Origin of the sequence: Type-D symbiont of Plautia stali (assembly GCF_001485335.1) — a bacterium.
Taxonomy (GTDB): domain Bacteria; phylum Pseudomonadota; class Gammaproteobacteria; order Enterobacterales; family Enterobacteriaceae; genus Pantoea; species Pantoea vagans_C.
Genome location: NZ_BBOC01000005.1, coordinates 16,525 through 38,043, shown reverse-complemented (window position 1 = coordinate 38,043; position 21,519 = coordinate 16,525). Strand labels below are relative to the sequence as shown.

Sequence of the window (21,519 nt, the reverse complement as noted above, 5' to 3'; positions counted from 1 at the left end):
ATTCAACGGAATCGATAGGGTTTGCAGCAGGCCAACTTGATGTTGGAATCAAGTGCACAGTGTCCGGCTGTAGCCAAAAAAAACGACACCCTGAGGTGTCGTTTTTGTCGTTCGGTCACGGCTTAGCCGTATATGTTTGCACGGTCACGCAATTCTTTGCCCGGCTTGAAGTGGGGAACGTATTTACCTTCCAGATCCACTTTGTCACCCGTTTTCGGGTTACGACCAGTGCGCGGTGCGCGGTAGTGCAAAGAAAAGCTGCCGAATCCCCGGATTTCAATGCGCTCGCCCTGTGCCAACGTTGTGGCCATGTGCTCGAGCATCTCTTTGACTGCATCCTCAACGACTTTCGCCGGGATATGAGAGTGCTGGCCAGCAAGTCTTTCAATCAGTTCTGACTTGGTCATGTAACCTCCGGTTAATCCTTAATGGGAAAGGTATGACAGCTTTTACCGAAACCGGACGATTTGCATCGTCCGGTGCCTCGGGTCGATTACTCGCCTTTAGCCGCTTTGAACGCTTCAGCCATAGCGCTAGAGAAGTTGCTTTCTTCCTGTTTGGTGTTAACAGTGTTGATTGCTTCTTTCTCATCAGCCTGGTCTTTAGCACGAACAGACAGGCTTACAACGCGGTTCTTACGGTCAACGCCGGTGAATTTAGCTTCAACGTCGTCACCAACACTCAGAACCAGAGTTGCGTCTTCGATACGGTCCAGTGAAGCTTCTGAAGCGCGCAGGTAACCTTCAACGCCATCAGCCAATTCTACTGTAGCACCTTTAGCGTCTACTGCAGTCACTTTACCGTTAACGATAGCGCCTTTCTTGTTCAGGGTGATGTAGTTGTTGAATGGATCTTCAGCCAACTGCTTCACGCCCAGAGAGATGCGCTCGCGCTCTGCATCAACCTGCAGTACAACAGCAGCGATTTCGTCGCCTTTTTTGTACTCACGAACGGCTTCTTCGCCAGTCGCGTTCCAGGAGATGTCTGACAGGTGAACCAGACCGTCGATGCCACCGTCCAGGCCGATGAAGATACCGAAGTCAGTGATTGACTTGATTTTACCTTCAACGCGATCGCCTTTGTTGTGGGTCTCAGCGAACTGCTGCCATGGGTTGTTTTTGCACTGCTTCAGACCCAGGGAGATACGACGACGTTCTTCGTCGATGTCCAGAACCATAACTTCAACAACATCGCCCACGTTAACAACTTTAGATGGGTGAATGTTCTTGTTGGTCCAGTCCATTTCAGAAACGTGTACCAGACCTTCAACGCCTTCTTCGATTTCTACGAAGCAGCCGTAATCAGTCAGGTTGGTTACACGACCAGTCAGGCGGGTGCCTTCTGGGTAACGCTTAGCGATAGCAACCCATGGATCTTCGCCCAGCTGTTTCAGGCCCAGAGATACACGAGTACGCTCGCGGTCGAACTTCAGCACTTTAACAGTGATTTCGTCGCCCACGTTGACGATTTCGCTCGGATGCTTAACGCGTTTCCAAGCCATATCGGTGATGTGCAGCAGGCCGTCAACGCCACCCAGATCCACGAATGCGCCGTAGTCAGTGAGGTTCTTAACGATACCTTTAACTTCCATGCCTTCCTGCAGGTTTTCCAGCAGCTGATCACGTTCAGCGCTGTTTTCAGATTCGATAACTGCGCGGCGAGAAACAACCACGTTGTTACGTTTCTGATCAAGCTTGATCACTTTGAATTCAAGCTCTTTGCCTTCCAGGTGCAGAGTATCGCGAACCGGACGAACGTCAACCAGTGAACCTGGCAGGAACGCACGAATACCGTTCAGCTCAACTGTGAAGCCACCTTTAACTTTGCCGTTGATAACACCGGTAACAGTTTCAGCTTCTTCGTAAGCTTTTTCCAGCGTGATCCAAGCTTCGTGACGTTTAGCTTTCTCACGGGACAGCAGGGTTTCACCGAAGCCGTCTTCTACTGCGTCCAGCGCAACGTCAACTTCGTCGCCTACCTGGATTTCCAGTTCGCCGGCTGCGTTCTTGAACTGCTCTGCAGGAATTGCAGATTCAGATTTCAGACCCGCATCAACCAGGACTACGTCTTTGTCGATAGAGACAACAACGCCACGAACGATGGAACCCGGACGGGTTTCGATTTCTTTCAGTGATTCTTCAAATAGTTGAGCAAAAGATTCAGTCATATTGATAATCTTAGGATTCTTCAATTTAACGTCCACCTGACGTCATTGTCGGATGGGGTTGTTTCACATGCCCAGCACCGGGTCCTTGGTACAGGGTTACAGCAATTCGGTTGCCTTAGCGATTACATGCCCAGCTTACTGCGGGCATAATCAAGTGCCTTTTCAATCACTTGCTCAATGGACATACTGGTTGAGTCCAGCACCAGAGCATCAGCGGCAGGCACTAAAGGTGCGATAGCGCGATTACGATCGCGGTCGTCGCGTTCCTTTATCTCGGATAAAAGGCGATCAAAGTTAACATTAAAGCCCTTCTCCTGCAACTGTAGCATACGACGATGCGCACGCTCTTCCGAACTGGCATCCAGGAAGATTTTTACCGGTGCATCGGGGAAAACCACGGTGCCCATATCTCGACCATCCGCAATCAGGCCTGGTTCTTCACGGAATGCACGCTGGCGACGTAACAGTGCTTCACGCACACGAGGAAAAGCTGCCACGCGTGAAGCCGTGTTGCTGACTTCTTGCGTGCGAATTTCACCCGTCACGTCTTCACCTTCAAGAATGACCTGCATTTCACCTTCCACAGAAAGGAAACGCACATCCAGGTGAGCCGCCATCGGAACTAACGCTTCTTCTGATTCAATATCTACCTGATGATGAAGTGCAGCCAAAGCCAATACGCGATAAATGGCACCAGAGTCCAGCAAGTGCCACTGCAATGACTCCGCCATCGCTTTACACAAAGTCCCTTTACCTGCGCCACTTGGCCCATCAATGGTAATGATCGGGGCGATTGCCGTCATTGTTCTCTCCTGTTGCTGCGTGCTTATTATCAGCCTTCTTGGCTGTCTGGATTGCGCGGCATTATACGCTGCCCGCGTCAGGTTAGTACCCTTTCGCGAACACAGCGCTAGAATTTTAGTCAGATTCGGAAGAATTTCCGCTCATCAAGACCAGAAGAGAGCGAAGAAACCCGGCACAAGCGTACCGGGTAGGAAGATTATGAGGCGTGGCTGATTTTCGCTAACTGTTGGAAGTAGTCCGGGAAGGTTTTCGCCGTGCAACCAGGATCAAGGATGGTTACTGGCGTGTCGGACAGCGCAACCAGCGCAAAGCACATGGCCATACGGTGATCGTTGTAGGTACCGATATCCGCATGTTGCAACTGGGCAGGAGGCGTGACACGGATAAAATCGTGGCCCTCTTCCACTTCAGCACCGACTTTGCGCAATTCTGTCGCCATCGCGGCCAGACGATCGGTTTCTTTAACGCGCCAGTTATAGATGTTGCGCATTAAGGTTGTGCCTTTGGCAAACAACGCCGTGGTGGCAATGGTCATCGCCGCATCAGGAATATGGTTCATGTCCATATCGATGGCGGTCAGCGTGCCACGCGTACAGGCAATGTAATCATCACCCCACTCGATCACCGCACCCATTTTTTCCAGCACATCGGCAAAACGAATATCGCCTTGCACGCTATTGCGGCCGATACCCGTTACACGCACGGTTCCGCCTTTAATTGCTGCAGCAGCAAGGAAGTAAGAAGCCGAAGACGCATCACCTTCCACCAGATAATCACCCGGTGACTGATATTGTTGCTGGCCCTTCACCACAAAGCGTTGATAATTTTGGTTATCAACGTCCACACCAAAGCAACGCATCAGGTGCAGAGTGATATCGATATAAGGCTTGGAAACCAAATCACCTTTGATGGTGATAACAGTATCTTTCGCAGCCAAAGGCGCGGTCATCAGCAATGCGGTCAGGAACTGGCTGGAAACACTGCCATCCACGCTGACTTCACCACCCACGAAGCCGCCGTTCAGGCGTAACGGGGGATAATCCGTCTGCTCCAGATAATCAATGTTCGCGCCGCCCTGACGCAACGCATCAACCAGATGACCAATTGGGCGCTCTTTCATGCGCGGTTCACCAGTCAGTACGATCGACTGTTGGCCTAAGCACAGTGCCGCCGCCAGCGGACGCATTGCCGTACCCGCATTCCCCAGGAACAGCTCCAGTGGCTGGTCAGCGTGCAGTGGCCCTGCATTACCCACCACTTCACACACGGTGCGATCGGCAGAGAGCGTATAACTGACGCCCAGCGCTTTGAGCGCATTCAGCATGTGTTTGACGTCATCGCTATCCAGCAAGTTCGTCAGGCGAGTTGTGCCGTTTGCCAACGCAGCCAACAGCAATGCGCGGTTAGAGACGCTTTTTGAACCCGGTAAATTTACCGTGCCGTCAACGCGGGCAATCGGTTGTAGAGTCAGGGAGTCCTGCATGTGAAACCAAATCTCCAGAAAAGACGAGACCCCGTCCAATCACGGGGCCAGATGCCAGCCAGGCTGGCATAAAGTAAGTAATTAACCGTGGCGACGTTCGAAGTCGATCATGAACTCAGTCAGGGCTTTAACCCCTTCCAGCGGCATCGCATTGTAGATCGATGCACGCATGCCGCCAACCACACGGTGGCCCTTCAAGGCATGCAAACCTGCCTGCAGTGACTCCTCGAGGAATACTTTGTCCAGAGCGGCGTCGGCCAACTGGAATGGTACGTTCATGCGTGAACGGTTACCGGAAGCAACATCGTTACGATAGAAGCTGCTGCTGTCGATCACGCCATAGAGAAGGTCAGCTTTCGCCTGATTAACCTTATCCATTTCAGCCACACCGCCCTTCTCTTTCAGCCATTTAAAGACCAAACCAGAAAGATACCAAGCGAAGGTTGGCGGGGTGTTGAACATGGATTCGTTTTCTGCCAGCACCTTGTAATCAAGAATAGAAGGCACATAACGTTGCGCTTTACCCAGCAGGTCTTCACGCACCACCACCAGCGTTAAGCCTGCCGGTCCGATATTTTTCTGCGCGCCCGCGTAGATCACACCATAACGGCTGACATCAATAGGACGAGACATGATGGTTGAAGAGAGGTCGGCAACAACAACTTTGTCACCAAAATCCGGTTCTTCATCAATAGCAATACCGTCGATGGTTTCATTCGGGCAGAAATGCACATAAGCAGCATCATCGTTCAACTGCCATTCACGCATCGGTAACAAAGCACGTTTACCTTCCAACGTGGTTTTGACATCAATGGTGTTTGGGGAACAATATTTTTCCGCTTCTTTGATGGCGCTGTGAGCCCAGTAGCCGCCATCAATGTAGTCGGCGGTTTTGGCTTCACCCAGCAAGTTGCCCGGGATGGCCGCGAACTGTGCACGCGCGCCACCATGACAGAACAAAACTTTGTAGTTGGATGGGATCTTCAGCAGATCGCGAAAATCCTGTTCTGCTGCTTCAGCAACCGCAATGAACTCTTTACTACGGTGACTGATCTCCATCACCGAGGTGCCTAATCCGTGCCAGTTTGTCAGTTCTTGTTCTGCACGACGGAGCACTTCTACCGGCAGCATCGCTGGGCCGGAGCTAAAATTATAAACCTGCGTCATTTCCCCTCACCACTGTCATATCGAACGGTTATGAATACCGTATCGGTTTTATCATTGCCTCCGAATGGCTGCAATCATTAATCCGGCGGAGATCACATTTACAGAGCAGGCATCGCCGCAGCTTATGTCATAAATGCAATCAGCCACGGAATTTTGTGAGGTGGTTTCATGAAGTAAAATCAGAATGCAGCCAGGTGAATAAAAAGCCGCAACAATACCGCGATAAATTTGGAACACTGAATAGCGAAGCAGGCGCAAAACCCGTATCATTGCGCGCTTTACGCCCACCCCATCGACTTGAGAGAGCGCCAACATGACGCAAACGTTTATTCCAGGAAAAGACGCCGCACTGGAAGACTCCATTGCCCGCTTCCAGCAGAAGCTGCAAGATTTAGGCTTCAATATTGAAGAAGCCTCCTGGCTTAACCCGGTTCCACATGTTTGGTCTGTGCACATCCGCGATCGTGACTGCCCACTGTGCTTTACCAACGGTAAAGGTGCCAGTAAGAAAGCCGCGCTGGCATCTGCGTTAGGCGAATACTTTGAGCGTCTCTCAACCAACTATTTCTTCGCTGACTTCTGGCTGGGTGAATCCATCGCGAAAGGTGAATTTGTTCACTATCCCAACGAGAAGTGGTTCCCACTGACTGAAGATGACAGCCTCCCGGCTGGTATTCTGGATGCGCGCCTGCAAAAATTTTACGATCCAGAAGATAGCCTGAGCGCCTCAGACCTGATTGATTTGCAGTCGGGCAATGCTGACCGCGGTATCTGCGGCCTGCCGTTTACCCGTCAGTCCGATCAGCAAACGGTCTACATTCCGATGAACATCATCGGTAACCTGTATGTTTCTAACGGTATGTCCGCCGGCAACACCGCCAATGAAGCGCGTGTACAGGGACTTTCTGAAGTCTTTGAGCGCCATATTAAAAATCGTATTATCGCCGAGTCCATCAGCCTGCCGGAAATCCCGGCTGAAGTGATGCAGCGCTATCCCGGTGTGATCGAGGCGATTGACCGTCTGGAAGCAGAAGGCTTCCCTATCTTCTCTTACGATGCTTCCCTTGGTGGGAAATATCCGGTCATCTGCGTAGTACTGTTCAACCCGGCAAACGGCACGTGCTTCGCTTCCTTCGGTGCACACCCTGACTTTGGCGTGGCGCTGGAGCGTACCGTCACTGAACTGCTTCAGGGCCGTGGCCTGAAAGATCTGGATGTGTTCACCCCGCCGACCTTTGATGACGAAGAAGTGGCTGAACATGCTAACCTCGAAACGCACTTCATCGATTCCAGCGGCCTGATCTCCTGGGATATGTTCAAAGACGATGCAGATTACCCGTTTGTTGACTGGAGCTTCTCTGGCAGCACGCACGAAGAGTTCGACACCTTGATGGCGATCTTCCGTGCTGAAGATCAAGAAGTGTATATTGCTGACTACGAGCATCTGGGTGTTTACGCTTGCCGCATTATCGTGCCGGGCATGTCCGATATCTATCCGGAGGAAGATCTGCTGTTGGCCAATAACAGCATGGGCGCGCCACTGCGTGAAACCTTGTTGGCGCTGCCAGCCAGCGAATGGGAACCCGAAGCCTATCTGAACCTCATCGAGCAACTGGACGAAGAAGGCCATGACGACTTCACGCGCGTGCGTGAACTGCTGGGTCTGGCATCGGGCAAAGATAACGGCTGGTATACCCTGCGTATCGGTGAATTGAAAGCGATGCTGGCGCTGGCAGGTGGTGATTTAGATCAGGCACTGATCTGGACTGAATGGACCATGGAGTTTAACCAGTCGATCTTCAGTGAAGAGCGCGCCAACTATTATCGCTGCCTGCAGACGCTGTTACTGCTGGCGATGGAAGAAGAGCGCGATCCAGTGCAGTATCATCGTGCATTCGTGCGCATGTATGGCCAAACGGCAGTTGATGCCGCATCCGCTGCTATCAGCGGTGAAGCGCCATTCTATGGTCTGCAAGCGGTCGATCTCGACCTCAAAGCCTTCCCTGCTCACCAGGCTCTGTTAGCGGCTTACGAAAAATTGCAGGCGGCCAAGCGCCAATACTGGTCAAAAAAATAACGCCAGTTTTGCAGTGAAGTATTAATTGGCACTGAATCATTTCAGTGCCTTTTTTATGACTAAAATACAGCTGTCACACTTAACCTTTATATTTAACAATTCGTCTTCAATCGCTAAACGTAATTAACTGTTTACTCGCGACCAGGCTACGTCATTAAAATATTAGTGTATATTTTAAAAAATATTTATTTCATAAAAATCATATAATTAAATACAAAAAGCATCGTTACTCGCCTCGCTTATCCCCGCCAGCCCTGGCATTTATGATCCACATCAATTCCTGACCTATACTCCTTTGTTAGTATCATTACAGACAAATTTTGGAGAGCGTTAGTGTGAAAGCTGACAACCCTTTTAATGCATTACTACCGGCGGCAATGGCTAAAGTTGCAGAAGATGCCGGTGTTTATAAAGCCACTAAACACCCTTTAACCACCTTCTTCCTTGCCATCACCGCTGGCGTATTTATCTCTATCGCTTTCGTCTTCTATATCACTGCCACAACTGGCAGTGGCGCGATGCCTTACGGCATAGCCAAGCTGATTGGCGGCATCTGCTTCTCACTTGGCTTGATGTTAGTGGTGGTATGTGGTGCTGACCTCTTTACCTCCACCGTACTGATTGTGGTGGCGAAAGCCAGCGGGCGCATCACCTGGCTGCAACTCGGTCGCCACTGGCTGAATGTTTATATCGGTAACCTGTTTGGTGCCCTGTTCTTCGTGGCATTGATTTGGTTAGCGGGTGAACACATGGTCGCGAACGGTGCATGGGGTCTAAACGTGCTTCAGACCGCAGACCATAAAATGCATCACACCTTTATTGAGGCCGTAAGCCTGGGCACGCTCGCTAACTTGATGGTTTGCCTTGCAGTGTGGATGAGTTATTCCGGCCGCAGTTTGTTCGACAAAATGTTCGCGATGATCTTGCCCGTCGGCATGTTTGTTGCCAGCGGCTTCGAGCACAGTATTGCCAACATGTTCCTGATTCCAATGGCCATTGTTATTCGTGATTTCGCCAGTCCTGAATTCTGGCAGATGGCCGGTTCCAGCGCCGCACAGTTCCCGTCTCTCAGCGTTGGTGACTTTATAGTTAACAACCTGATTCCAGTGACCATCGGCAACATCATTGGTGGCGGATTGTTAGTCGGTTTGACCTATTGGGTTATCTATCTGCGCGGCGATGAGCCCGTGCATTAATGAATTGATACGGACGTGCGGAAGCGCAAGTCATACGTCAGAGTCTCCCTAAATAAGGCAGGTATATCATGTCCGAACTTAACGAAAAAATGGCGTCAGCCTGGGAAGGATTTAGCGCCGGCGAATGGCAGAACAGTGTCAACGTCCGTGACTTCATCCAGAAAAACTACACCCCGTATGAAGGTGACGAATCTTTCCTGGCGGGCGCAACACCAGCCACCACAAAATTGTGGGACAGCGTGCTGGAAGGCATCAAAATTGAGAACCGTACCCACGCTCCGGTCGATTTTGATACCGACCTGGCTTCAACTATCACCTCTCATGACGCGGGTTACATCAATAAATCTCTGGAGACCATCGTTGGTCTGCAGACTGAAGCACCGCTGAAACGTGCCATTATCCCATTTGGCGGCATCAAAATGGTTGAGGGGTCTTGCAAAGTCTACGGACGTGAACTCGATCCTGCGCTGAAAAAAGTCTTCACCGATTATCGTAAAACCCATAACCAGGGTGTGTTCGATGTCTACACCCCAGATATCCTGCGCTGCCGTAAATCCGGTGTGTTGACCGGTCTGCCAGATGCTTATGGTCGTGGTCGTATTATTGGTGACTACCGTCGCGTGGCGCTGTACGGCATCGACTATCTGATGAAAGATAAAGTGGCACAATTCAATTCACTGCAAAGTGATATGGAGAACGGTGTCGATCTGGAAGCCACCATCCGCTTGCGTGAAGAGATCTCAGAACAACACCGTGCATTAGGCCAAATCAAAGAGATGGCCGCTAAGTATGGTTGCGATATCTCTCTGCCAGCCGTGACGGCGCAAGAAGCGGTACAGTGGACCTACTTCGGTTACCTTGCCGCTGTGAAATCTCAAAACGGCGCAGCCATGTCATTTGGTCGCGTATCCACCTTCCTTGATGTTTATATCGATCGCGACATCAAAGCCGGTAAATTGAGTGAAGAAGGCGCGCAAGAGCTGATTGACCACCTGGTGATGAAACTGCGTATGGTGCGTTTCCTGCGTACCCCAGAGTACGATGAACTGTTCTCTGGTGACCCTATCTGGGCAACCGAATCCCTTGCAGGTATGGGTGTAGATGGCCGTACATTGGTCACCAAAAGCACCTTCCGCTTCCTGAATACGCTGTACACCATGGGCCCATCGCCTGAGCCTAACATGACCATTTTGTGGTCGGAAAAACTGCCCGTTAACTTCAAAAAATACGCGGCCAAAGTCTCTATCGACACATCCTCATTGCAGTACGAGAATGATGACCTGATGCGTCCTGATTTTGATAACGATGACTATGCCATCGCCTGCTGTGTCAGCCCGATGATTGTCGGCAAACAAATGCAGTTCTTTGGTGCCCGCGCCAACCTGGCAAAAACATTGTTGTATGCAATCAACGGTGGTGTGGACGAAAAACTGAAAATGCAGGTGGGTCCAAAAGAAGCGCCAATCACTGACGAAATCCTGGATTTCGATACCGTTATGGCGCGTCTGGATCACTTCATGGATTGGCTGGCGAAACAGTACGTCACCTCGCTGAACATCATCCACTACATGCACGATAAGTACAGTTATGAAGCTTCACTGATGGCGCTGCATGACCGTGACGTTTATCGCACCATGGCCTGTGGTATCGCGGGCCTGTCAGTGGCTGCCGACTCCCTGTCAGCTATCAAATATGCGAAAGTGAAAACCGTGCGTGATGCTGATGGCCTGGCCGTGGATTTCGAAATCGAAGGCGAATACCCGCAGTTCGGCAACAACGATTCACGTGTTGATGACATGGCCTGTGACCTGGTTGAACGTTTCATGAAAAAAATTCAGAAACTGCAAACCTACCGTAATGCGGTACCTACTCAGTCAGTGCTGACCATTACCTCAAACGTGGTTTATGGTAAGAAAACCGGTAATACCCCAGATGGTCGTCGTGCCGGTGCGCCATTTGGACCGGGTGCTAACCCAATGCACGGTCGCGATCAGAAAGGTGCCGTTGCCTCACTGACCTCGGTTGCCAAACTGCCGTTTGCGTACGCTAAAGATGGTATCTCTTATACCTTCTCCATTGTGCCAAACGCGTTGGGTAAAGATGATAACGTGCGTAAAACCAACCTCGCGGGTCTGATGGACGGTTACTTCCACCACGAAGCGAACATTGAAGGCGGTCAGCACCTTAACGTCAACGTTATGAACCGTGAAATGCTGCTGGATGCGATGGAACACCCTGAAAAATATCCTCAGCTGACCATTCGTGTTTCCGGTTATGCTGTGCGCTTTAACTCGCTGACGAAAGAGCAGCAGCAAGACGTTATTACCCGTACCTTCACGCAGTCTCTGTAATTCTTCCAGAGATCTAAAAGGCTCCTGCGGGAGCCTTTTCTCCACAAGTCTGTTTTGCCAGTTTGCTGGTGATGGCAACCTGGCAAAATCGACTTTAATCCCAGAGCACAACACAGATTGTGCCGCCTGATGTTGAGGCTAAACCGGAGAACTCATCGCAATGTCCACCATTGGTCGTATCCACTCATTTGAATCTTGCGGCACCGTTGACGGTCCCGGCATCCGTTTTATCACTTTCTTCCAGGGCTGCCTGATGCGCTGCCTCTATTGCCATAACCGCGATACGTGGGACACGCATGGCGGCAAAGAGGTCACCGTTGAAGACCTGATGAAAGATGTCTTGTCGTATCGCCACTTTATGAATGCCTCTGGCGGCGGTGTTACCGCGTCGGGCGGAGAAGCGATACTGCAAGCTGAGTTTGTACGTGACTGGTTCCGCGCCTGTAAAGCACAAGGGATTCATACCTGTCTCGACACCAACGGTTTTGTCCGTCGCTACGATCCGGTGATTGATGAGTTGCTGGATGCCACCGATTTAGTGATGCTCGACCTGAAGCAAATCAATGACGATGTTCACCAGATTCTGGTCGGGGTGTCCAATCACCGCACGTTGGACTTCGCCCGCTATCTGCAAAAGAAAGGCAAACGCACCTGGATTAGATTTGTCGTGGTGCCAGGCTATTCCGATGATGACGACTCAGTACATCGCTTAGGTGAGTTCACCAAGGATATGGACAACATCGAGAAGATTGAGTTGTTGCCCTACCACGAATTAGGCAAACACAAATGGATAGCGATGGGGGAAGAGTACAAGCTTGATGGCGTGAAGCCACCGAGTAAAGAGACCATGGAACGGGTCAAAAATATTCTCACCAGCTATGGTCACGAGGTGATGTACTAAATGGCATAAGGGGAGCAATCGCTCCCCTTATTTTTGCCGTTAAGCATGCGCCACAGGTGTGGCATGCTGATCGGCCTTGCGCAGCAGCATCACCAAATACACCAGTGCCACCACCGCAATCATCACAAACAGCAGGCGATCTGAGTAGTTCTGCATCAGCATCGACGTCATGCCAGGCCCAACTAAACTGCCAACGGTATAGCTAAACAGCAGAGCCTGATTCATCGCGACCAGCTCGTGGTGAGCCACGGTCTCGCATGCCCACGACATCGCAACCGGGTAGAGGGTAAAACCTGCCAGACCCAACACAAACAGCGCGGGTGCCATGGCGGTATCACCCAGCATGGCAATCGCGCCCAGAATGACGACAAACACCTGCACGCGTAAAACCATTAAGCGGCCAAAGCGGTCAGCCAGGCGTCCGACCGGCCACTGCCCTACGATGCCTGCGCTCACCAGTAATGCCATCCAGTATCCGACGGTGGCATCGCTCATTCCTTGATGGGACAAATAGAGTGGCATCAGTCCATACAGCGATCCCAGCACAATGCCTGAAATCACACAGCCGTTAATACCCAGACGAGAGCTGCGACGACGCAACATAGTCCAGATACGTCCGGTCGATGCCTCTTCAGTTGCGGCTCCGGCATTCACACGCAGGAATACCACCGGCAACACGGCACATACAATCAGTGCGGTGACCCACGGGATAACGTGCAGTAACTCAGTCGAAACACGGCTAACCAAAAGCTGACCCGCAACCGTGCCCAGGTAGTAAACAATCATATAGGCCGCTAATAATTGGCCGCGATTGCGTACCGTGCCGCTACACAGCAATGCACTCTCCACCACAACCCAGATCAGTGCGCAACCTAAGCCAGCCATGAAACGCAGAGACGTCCAGTTATAGAAACCGTCTAATAGCGCCATACCCATGGTCGCCAAAGCAAACAGAACGCTCGCCAGATAAAAACAGCGATTAAATCCGTAGCGATTGATAAGCCAGCCAGCCAGCAAGGTCCCGAGCAGGTTGCCGGTGTAATAGGCTGAGCTGGCCATCCCCACCTGCCAGGTCGGCAGTTGATCATGTGTAAGCCAAAGCGGTACCAGCGTATTAAGCACAGCAATAGACACCGTCATGAGCATTAAGCCGCAGAGCAGCAACACGACGGGGCGCGACCAGGTTGACATAGGGATTAAAACCAAAGAAATGTAGATAATTGCGCGCAGTTTGCCATTCGCTATTTTAAAGTCAATGTGCAAAAAATAGTCGCCGCACAATTTGCTGCTGAACAATTTATTTTTTTATCTTCAGCAGGTTAGAGGATATATCTCACACGATGGGACGATAGCTATCTGTATGAATTAATGGATTTTAGTCTTTTAAGGCCATCCACTGACGATAACGTTTATTTCTGATTAATTCTTACTAAAAAATAATCCCTGAGCTGCGGACAATAAAAAACCCGGCATAGCCGGGTTTTTGCTGAGAAAGTCTCAATTAACCAATCATTTCCAGACCGCCCATATAAGGACGCAACACTGCTGGCACTTCAATGCGGCCATCTGCTTGCTGGTAGTTTTCCAGTACTGCAACCAAAGTACGGCCTACAGCCAGGCCAGAACCATTCAAGGTGTGAACCAGGCGTGGTTTTTTGTCTGCTTTGCTGCGGCAACGCGCTTGCATGCGACGCGCCTGGAAATCCCACATGTTTGAGCAAGAGGAGATTTCACGATAGGTATCTTGCGCTGGCAGCCACACTTCCAGATCGTAGGTTTTGGCTGAGCCGAAGCCCATATCACCGGTGCACAGCAATACTTTACGATAAGGCAGATTCAGCAGCTGCAAGACTTTCTCAGCATGTCCGACCAACTCTTCCAGCGCATCCATCGAAGTTTCTGGCGCAACAATGTGCACCATCTCCACTTTGTCGAACTGGTGCATGCGGATCAGACCACGGGTGTCGCGTCCGTATGAACCCGCTTCTGAACGGAAGCAAGGTGTATGCGCCGTCAGCTTGATCGGCAGATCTTCTTCTTCGACGATCTCGTCACGCACCAGATTGGTCAGCGGCACTTCTGCGGTCGGGATCAGCGCATAGTTGCTGCTACCGGCTTCTTCACCCAGTGGCTTAGTGTGGAACAGGTCTTCACCAAATTTCGGCAGTTGGCCCGTACCAAACAGGGTTTCACGGTTAACCAGATAAGGCACGTAGGTCTCGAGATAGCCGTGCTGCTCGGTGTGCAGGTCAATCATGAACTGGCTCAGAGCGCGGTGCAGACGTGCAATCTGGCCCTGCATCACAATAAAGCGCGACCCCGTCAGTTTCACTGCGGCCGCAAAATCCAGGCCTTTTACCGCTTCACCCAGCTCAACGTGGTCTTTTACCGGGAAATCAAACTGGCGCGGCTGGCCCCAGCGGCTGACTTCCTGATTCTCGCTGTCATCTTTACCCAGCGGCACTTCATCGACCGGCAAGTTAGGCAGAGAGAGCGCAAAATCACGGATTTCATTCTGCAGCGTATCCAGTTCCGCTTTGGCCGCATCCAGGCGTTCGCCCAGCGCGTTCACTTCCTGACGCAGTGGCTCGATGTCTTCCCCACGCGCTTTGGCCTGACCGATGGATTTGGATCGGGAGTTACGCTCTGCCTGCAGGTTTTCAGTTTCTACTTGCAGGACTTTACGACGCTCTTCGAGGGAGCGAAGCGTTTCCACATCCAGTTTAAATCCTCGGCGTGCCAGTTTTTCTGCGACTGCGTCTGGCTCATTACGCAGCAGATTGGGATCGAGCATGCTTATCCTGTGTAATTAAGGTTGATTGAACGAATGAAGGGATGCATCCCACTGGAATGCATTGAAATACTTGCTCACCTTACCGTAAGGTCTTTATCAGCGGTAGCGTTTTATCGGGCTATTTTGATCCTGTTCAGCCAGCCAGGCGAGTTTTTCGCCAATTTTCCCTTCAAGCCCCCGATTGGTTGGCTGATAGTAGCGCGTTTGCGCCATTTCAGGCGGGAAGAACACCTCACCGGCAGCGTAGGCATTGGGCTCGTCATGCGCATAGCGGTACTCTTTACCCAACCCCATCTCTTTCATTAATTTGGTCGGGGCATTGCGCAGATGCTCTGGCACATCGTAATCCGGCGATTCGCGCGCATCACGCATCGCCGCCTTGAAAGCGGTATAAACGGCATTACTTTTCGGTGCACAAGCCAGATAAACTATCGCTTGCGCAATCGCGCGTTCGCCCTCTGCGGGGCCAACGCGGGTAAAGCAATCCCAGGCAGAAATCGCCACCTGCATGCCACGGGGATCGGCATTACCGACATCCTCTGAAGCGATGGCCAGTAAACGACGCGCCACGTAAAGCGGATCGCCCCCTGCGGTGATAATGCGTGCGTACCAGTAGAGCGCGGCATCTGGCGCCGATCCACGCACAGATTTATGCAGTGCAGAGATCAGATCGTAAAAGCGGTCACCTTTATTATCAAAACGCGCCGCCCTTTCACCGGAGACTTCATTAAGCAGTTGCGGCGTCAGCTCGCGCAGGCCTTGAGCATTGCTCTCTGCCATATCGGCCATCATTTCCAGCGTATTGAGCGCCCGCCGCGCATCACCATTGACCAGTTCAGCAATCATCCGACGCGTGTTATCCGGCAACAGAATATCGCTGTTGCCATAACCACGGTCGCTGTCTTGCATGGCTTGTGTTAACACCCGTTCAATGTCTTCGGTGGTGAGGGATTTCAACAGATAAACACGCGCACGCGACAACAATGCCGAGTTGAGTTCGAATGAGGGATTTTCTGTGGTGGCGCCAATAAAGGTGATGGTGCCATCTTCAATATGCGGCAAGAAGGCATCCTGCTGACTTTTATTGAAGCGATGCACCTCATCGACAAACAAAATGGTGCGACGCCCGAGCTGACGATTCTGACGCGCACGCTCAATTGCCTCTCGGATCTCTTTCACGCCAGACGTCACCGCAGAGATGCGCTCAACGTCTGCTTGACCATAATGCGCGATGATCTCAGCTAGCGTGGTTTTCCCTGTTCCTGGCGGCCCCCAGAGGATCATCGAATGCAGATGCCCGGCTTCAATAGCACGCGGCAGCGGTTTGCCCGGCGCCAGCAGATGCTGTTGCCCGATATACTGCTGCAACGTTGCTGGCCGCATACGCGCGGCCAGGGGTTGAAACTCATTCGAAGAGGCGAAATCAAGGGACAGGTTACTCACGCTGACCTCACTGACGTTGATCGTCGACCGTTACCCCTTTAGGCGGCGTAAAGGTAAATTTATCCGGGCTAATCGCGCCATTTTTCTGACTTTTCAGCTGGTAGTCACTGTGCTGGCCATCTTGTTCAATCGCGCTGAATTTATTAATGGTGCCGGATGCAGAAACATTGATGGTGAACTGTTTCAGATTGCCGTCGCTGCTTTTCGGCGTCAGTTCAAAGTTGTCGCCCTGCTGCTTGATGTTGTACTGCTGCCAGTCGCTTGGCTGGTTACGCGCAATCAACATAAACGGGGTGTTGCTGGTGGCATTCTGCAACAGGCTGACGCTCGCCTGCTCAACAAAGGGGTTATAGAACCACAGATTCTTACCGTCAGAGATGATGACGCTTTCGTCTGGTGCGGTCATGTGCCAGTTAAACAGGCTTGGGCGCTTAACCCACAGTTCCCCTTCCCCATCCTGCACATTGGCACCGCTACCGTCGGTGACCTTCTGGCTAAAGCTGGCATGGAAACTGTTCACCTTGTTCAGACGTTGTTGCAAATCGCTGGACGCATCCGCCAATACCGATGCAGAGACAAAACTGGCCAACAGGCCGCAGGCAATAACGCGTAATTTCATCTGATTCGATTCCTTATTCATGGTTTCCCGACACTTACCGCATTAAACGTAGTTGCCGCCCTGTCAGTTCGACAGGAGAAAAAGCCGAAAGCTCCCGAAGATATGGGGATCGTTTCGCAGATAAACAACGGGCCAGTGTTAACTGGCCCGAATATAGCTCACTGCTGACACAAGATTACATCTCATGCGGCGGCGGGGAGAGGACTTCACGGTTACCGTTATGACCCGGTTCAGACACAATTCCCTGCGCCTCCATCTGTTCAATAATACGTGCAGCACGGTTGTAACCAATACGGAATTGACGCTGGACACCCGAAATAGAGGCGCGACGTTTCTCCACCACGAACGAGACGGCCTGGTCGAACAGCGGATCCAGTTCTTCATCGCCGTCCAGCCCACCTGCAGCAGTTTCGCTCTCTTCACCCGCCGTGATGCTGTCGATGTATTGCGGACGTCCGCGTGCTTTCCAGTCTTGCACCACTGCATGCACTTCCTGGTCACGCACGAAGGCGCCGTGAACACGGACTGGCATCGAGGAGTTTGGCGGCATATAAAGCATGTCACCCATCCCCAACAGCGATTCTGCGCCCCCCTGATCCAGGATAGTACGCGAGTCAATCTTACTGGAAACGGTAAAAGCAATACGGGTTGGAATGTTGGCTTTAATCAAGCCGGTGATCACATCCACTGACGGGCGTTGCGTTGCCAGCACCAGGTGAATACCCGCTGCACGCGCTTTCTGGGCGAGGCGAGCAATCAACTCTTCCACTTTCTTACCTACCGCCATCATCAGGTCGGCGAATTCATCCACCAACACCACGATATAAGGCAGTTTCTCCAGTACCGGCGGCGTCGTGTCCATGCTGTCGCCCGGCTTCCAGAACGGATCAGGAATCGGACGGCCCATCGCCGCTGCCTGCTCAATCTTCTCGTTATAACCCGCCAGATTACGCACGCCGAGTGCTGACATCAGCTTGTAGCGGCGTTCCATCTCACCCACACTCCAGCGCAGCGCGTTGGCGGCATCTTTCATGTCGGTAACAACTTCAGTCAGTAAATGAGGAATACCTTCATAAACCGACAGCTCCAGCATTTTCGGGTCGATCATGATAAAGCGCACTTCTTCCGGCGTGGCTTTATACAACATGCTGATGATCATGGTGTTAACGCCCACTGACTTACCGGAACCGGTGGTACCCGCAACCAGTAAGTGAGGCATTTTCGCCAGATCCGCAACAACCGGCTGACCCGAAATATCTTTACCTAACACCACAGAGAGCGGTGAAGGATTATCACGGAATTTATCGCAATCCAGTACTTCACGCAGATACACGGTTTGGCGGTGCTTGTTCGGTAACTCCAGCCCGACATAAGGCTTGCCCGGAATCACTTCCACCACACGCACTGCAACCGCAGAGAGTGAGCGCGCTAAATCGCGTGACAGGTTAGAGATACGAGCGGCTTTCACACCCGGCGCAAGGTCGAGTTCAAAACGGGTGATCACCGGGCCTGGCGAAATGCCCACCACTTCCGCTTTCACACGATAGTCAGCCAGACGCGCTTCAACCAGACGCGCAGTTTGCTCAAGGGCAAACATATCCACCGGCTCTTCTTCCGAAGGCGGCGAAGTCAGTAAATCGAGCGTTGGCAATGGAGTAGACGGTTTTTCCAGTGGCCGCTCATGACGCACCAGGAACGGATGGAACAGGCTGTCCTGCGCTGGCGTAGCCGGTTTTGGCGTTTCGCTGGGTGCAGCATAACTTTCCGGCTCAGCCGAAGACCATGGGCTGTTCTGCTCAGTCAACGATGGCAGGGTTTCCGGTTGCGGCGCTGCAGGCTGCTGCCATTGCGATGGCGCTTCCGGTTCTGGCGTCGCGGCAATAGTAAACAGCGGCTCGCTTGGACCGTCATCAACCAAATCTTTCATCGGCGAAAAATCAAAGGCTGACGAGGTATCAAGACTAAATACCGGGCCATCACTGGCATCTGATGGCTGATAGCGCTGTTGCTGCTGTGCCGCAAACTGATTCGCGAGCTGCGCCTGATGCAACGCCTCTTCATCATCCTCTTCCGGTTGCTGCTGCCAGCTGTCGCCATAACGCTGCTGCTGTTGAGATTCATAGGCCTGACGCAACTGTGCCTGCTGCAGTGCGGCATCATCATCATGATCATGTTGCGGTTCATGGTAGGTTGCCGTCATTTCTGGCAACGTCTGCTCCGCCTCTTCTCGTGCCTTTTCTTCCGCCATACGCTGAGATGGCAGTTTAATGCCATAAGAAGCCCGTTCACGACGGGTTGGCAGTTTGACTTTATTCGGACGCGGTAATTCAGGACCAATACCCTGCTTCACCTGCGGGTTGTAATCTCGCTCAGGGACAATATCAAAAGCCGGTGTGTAAGCTGACGCGCTCTTCACCGCCGCCATGCCCGCTGCTGCTGCCACTGCAGCAGTATTGAGAGAAGCAGACGAGGATGCCGCATCCTGCCAGTTGCCCATGCGCGGGCCATCATCCTCATCAGCCAGTGAGAACGGAGCGGGCGTTGGCGCAGGTTCATTCGGCACTTCAAAACGATACAACGGTGGCGCAGGCTGAATCACTGGCTCGGGAGCAGCCGCAACAGGTGCTACTGGCACAGGTTCGGTTGGCAAAGCGTTCACCGGAGGCGTCACAACAGAGGATTCAGTTGGCGAACTGACCGCAGGTTGCACAGCAGTCGGAGCCTTTTGTGCGGCTTTTGTGGTAACCGCAATAGCCGCGGCTGTTGCTGCACTGGCTTTCGCCAACAGCGGATCATCCGCCAGTTCTTCCGCAATGGGCTCGGCGATTTTACGTGGTTTAGCCAGCAGAACGTCATCAGCGTCATGATGGGCTTGCGTAGCACGTAACGGAGGCGCGGCATCTTCTGCCTGCTCCTCGTCTTCGTACTCGTCATCTTCTTGCCAGGGTTCGTCATGGCGCGAGCGATTGCTGGCAAAAGTCAGCACGCCCATCACCACACCGCCAATCCTTTCGGCAATGGTAAGCCAGGACCAGCCGGTATACAGCGTAATACCCGCAGCCCAGACGCACAGCAGCGTTAAGGTGCCGCCCGCGGAACTGAACCACGGTGCCATCGCATTGCTGACCAGGCTGCCAATCACGCCGCCGGAAGCAAAGTACCAGATGTCATCCACGTTGAGCGCGGCCAGGCCGCAGGTGGTGACCACCAAAGCCAACACGCCGATCAAACGTAAACCAACGGCAAAGTAATCGATGTAATCCTGACGATCGCGCTGACGGAACGTAATCCAGCACAGCCCAATAATGACGGGAGGAATGGCATAGGCCATCACGCCAAAAATGAACAGCAAGGTATCCGCCAGCCATGCGCCAACACTGCCGCCTAAATTATGAATCGGCTCATGCCAGGCGGTCTGCGACCAGCTTGGATCTGAAGGGTTGAAGCTAACCAGCGACACCATCAAATAGATGGCGAACAGGGCCACAAGGATGAGTAACGCTTCCAGCAGCCTGCGTCCACTGCTCAGCGGTTGTAACGAAACGTCTTTATCTTCTGTATATTCCTGGCTCAAGAGAACTCTCCAGGTGCCTGTAAATTAAGAAGGAAACAGCGTCGGGCAAGCCCGACGCTGATCCTGTATGAATTCACAGGAGTGTACCGAATTCCTGCAAGCTTTGCACCTGCCCTGCACTACCGGGTTTTGATCACCAGACGATTGCTCTGTTTGACCTCTTCCATTACCACGTAAGTACGGGTGTCATTCACGCCCGGTAGGCGCAGCAAGGTTTCACCCAGGAGCTTACGATAGGCGGACATGTCCGGTACACGGGTTTTCAGCAAGTAGTCAAAGTCACCGGAAACGAGGTGACACTCTTGAGTTTCCTCAAGTTTTTGCACTGCGGCGTTAAATTGCTCAAACACATCGGGCGCACCACGATTCAGAGTAATCTCAACAAACACCAGCAGTGAAGCGTCCAGATAATGCGGGTTCAGCTGTGCGGTATAACCCAGAATGAAGCCCTGACGCTCCAGGCGACGCACACGCTCAAGACACGGTGTAGGTGATAACCCAACACGTTTCGAAAGCTCAACATTGGAAATACGACCGTCTTTCTGCAATTCATTCAGAATGTTTCTGTCGATACGATCCAGGTCTTTTCCGGGGCGTTTCTTATTGTCTACCATTATTATTGTCTCTCTTAATTCCTTCCCTTTACCTGCCACACCCTGAAAACGCTCATTGTTCAGGGCCTTACTTAAGCGAAGCCTATAAGTCTGTGCAGTAATGCGGCCATCCGTATGACGCATGTTGTCTGTCCACACCATGCGTCATTACCAATGTCAGACTGAGTTTATCTGGCAAAAACACGCAAAACAGAAATGAAATTCTGTTTTGCGCCGCTAAATATTCTCTGCTTCTGGTAATGTTTTCGCAAAACAGCAGGCGATTGTCAAAGTAAAACATCCAAATTCAGTACAAGATGCCAGACAGAGTGCTGGGATGCTGTTTTTTA

General features: G+C 52.0%; 16 protein-coding genes. 4 read left to right on the top strand and 12 right to left on the bottom strand.

The window, feature by feature from the left end; translation table 11 throughout:
- Positions 1-122: 122 nt before the first annotated feature.
- The 6 genes from ihfB to PSSD_RS02735 form a co-directional block, all read right to left on the bottom strand.
- A complete protein-coding gene (gene ihfB, locus PSSD_RS02760; protein ID WP_039332425.1) occupies positions 123-407 on the bottom strand; it encodes an integration host factor subunit beta in 285 nt (94 codons plus the stop codon).
- Positions 408-493: 86 nt separating this feature from the next.
- The gene (rpsA, locus tag PSSD_RS02755) at positions 494-2,167 is read right to left on the bottom strand and encodes a 30S ribosomal protein S1 (RefSeq protein ID WP_039332423.1); all 1,674 of its coding nucleotides are present in this window, start codon (positions 2,165-2,167) and stop codon (positions 494-496) included.
- Positions 2,168-2,289: 122 nt separating this feature from the next.
- Positions 2,290-2,970 (bottom strand): (d)CMP kinase, encoded by a 681-nt coding sequence (gene cmk / locus PSSD_RS02750; protein ID WP_039332421.1) that lies wholly within the window; start codon positions 2,968-2,970, stop codon positions 2,290-2,292.
- 197 nt (positions 2,971-3,167) lie between these two features.
- Positions 3,168-4,454 carry a 3-phosphoshikimate 1-carboxyvinyltransferase gene (gene aroA, locus PSSD_RS02745; protein ID WP_039332417.1) on the bottom strand — a complete coding sequence of 429 codons (1,287 nt, stop codon included), beginning with the start codon at positions 4,452-4,454 and terminating at the stop codon, positions 3,168-3,170.
- 81 nt (positions 4,455-4,535) lie between these two features.
- Entirely contained in the window at positions 4,536-5,621 is a 1,086-nt protein-coding gene (gene serC, locus PSSD_RS02740) for a 3-phosphoserine/phosphohydroxythreonine transaminase (RefSeq protein WP_039332415.1), read from the bottom strand.
- A 51-nt stretch (positions 5,622-5,672) separates the two neighbouring features.
- Positions 5,673-5,936, bottom strand: a complete 264-nt coding sequence (locus PSSD_RS02735; protein ID WP_058969304.1) for a hypothetical protein — start codon at positions 5,934-5,936, stop codon at positions 5,673-5,675.
- Here PSSD_RS02735 and ycaO point away from each other — a divergent pair.
- From ycaO to pflA, 4 genes are all read left to right on the top strand, one after another.
- Entirely contained in the window at positions 5,935-7,698 is a 1,764-nt protein-coding gene (gene ycaO / locus PSSD_RS02730) for a 30S ribosomal protein S12 methylthiotransferase accessory factor YcaO (protein ID WP_058969302.1), read from the top strand. The genes PSSD_RS02735 and ycaO overlap by 2 nt on opposite strands.
- A gap of 335 nt (positions 7,699-8,033) precedes the next feature.
- Positions 8,034-8,894: a formate transporter FocA gene (focA, locus tag PSSD_RS02725; RefSeq protein ID WP_039332409.1), complete on the top strand. Its 861-nt coding sequence runs from the start codon at positions 8,034-8,036 to the stop codon at positions 8,892-8,894.
- Positions 8,895-8,962: 68 nt separating this feature from the next.
- Positions 8,963-11,245, top strand: coding sequence for a formate C-acetyltransferase (gene pflB / locus PSSD_RS02720; RefSeq protein WP_058969301.1), 2,283 nt, complete (start codon positions 8,963-8,965; stop codon positions 11,243-11,245).
- 160 nt (positions 11,246-11,405) lie between these two features.
- On the top strand, positions 11,406-12,146 hold the full coding sequence (pflA, locus tag PSSD_RS02715; RefSeq protein ID WP_058969299.1) for a pyruvate formate lyase 1-activating protein: 741 nt from the start codon (positions 11,406-11,408) through the stop codon (positions 12,144-12,146).
- 39 nt (positions 12,147-12,185) lie between these two features.
- On the opposite strand, the gene PSSD_RS02710 is transcribed toward pflA, so the two are convergent.
- The 6 genes from PSSD_RS02710 to lrp form a co-directional block, all read right to left on the bottom strand.
- Entirely contained in the window at positions 12,186-13,337 is a 1,152-nt protein-coding gene (locus tag PSSD_RS02710; protein ID WP_058969399.1) for an MFS transporter, read from the bottom strand.
- A 310-nt stretch (positions 13,338-13,647) separates the two neighbouring features.
- Positions 13,648-14,940 (bottom strand): serine--tRNA ligase, encoded by a 1,293-nt coding sequence (gene serS / locus PSSD_RS02705; protein ID WP_058969297.1) that lies wholly within the window; start codon positions 14,938-14,940, stop codon positions 13,648-13,650.
- A 96-nt stretch (positions 14,941-15,036) separates the two neighbouring features.
- Positions 15,037-16,383 carry a replication-associated recombination protein A gene (locus PSSD_RS02700; protein WP_058969295.1) on the bottom strand — a complete coding sequence of 449 codons (1,347 nt, stop codon included), beginning with the start codon at positions 16,381-16,383 and terminating at the stop codon, positions 15,037-15,039.
- Positions 16,384-16,390: 7 nt separating this feature from the next.
- The gene (lolA, locus tag PSSD_RS02695; RefSeq protein WP_039332399.1) at positions 16,391-17,002 is read right to left on the bottom strand and encodes an outer membrane lipoprotein periplasmic chaperone LolA; all 612 of its coding nucleotides are present in this window, start codon (positions 17,000-17,002) and stop codon (positions 16,391-16,393) included.
- Positions 17,003-17,177: 175 nt separating this feature from the next.
- Positions 17,178-20,576, bottom strand: coding sequence for a DNA translocase FtsK 4TM domain-containing protein (locus tag PSSD_RS02690; RefSeq protein ID WP_058969289.1), 3,399 nt, complete (start codon positions 20,574-20,576; stop codon positions 17,178-17,180).
- Positions 20,577-20,695: 119 nt separating this feature from the next.
- The gene (gene lrp, locus PSSD_RS02685) at positions 20,696-21,190 is read right to left on the bottom strand and encodes a leucine-responsive transcriptional regulator Lrp (protein WP_006118610.1); all 495 of its coding nucleotides are present in this window, start codon (positions 21,188-21,190) and stop codon (positions 20,696-20,698) included.
- Between the last annotated feature and the right edge of the window lie 329 nt (positions 21,191-21,519).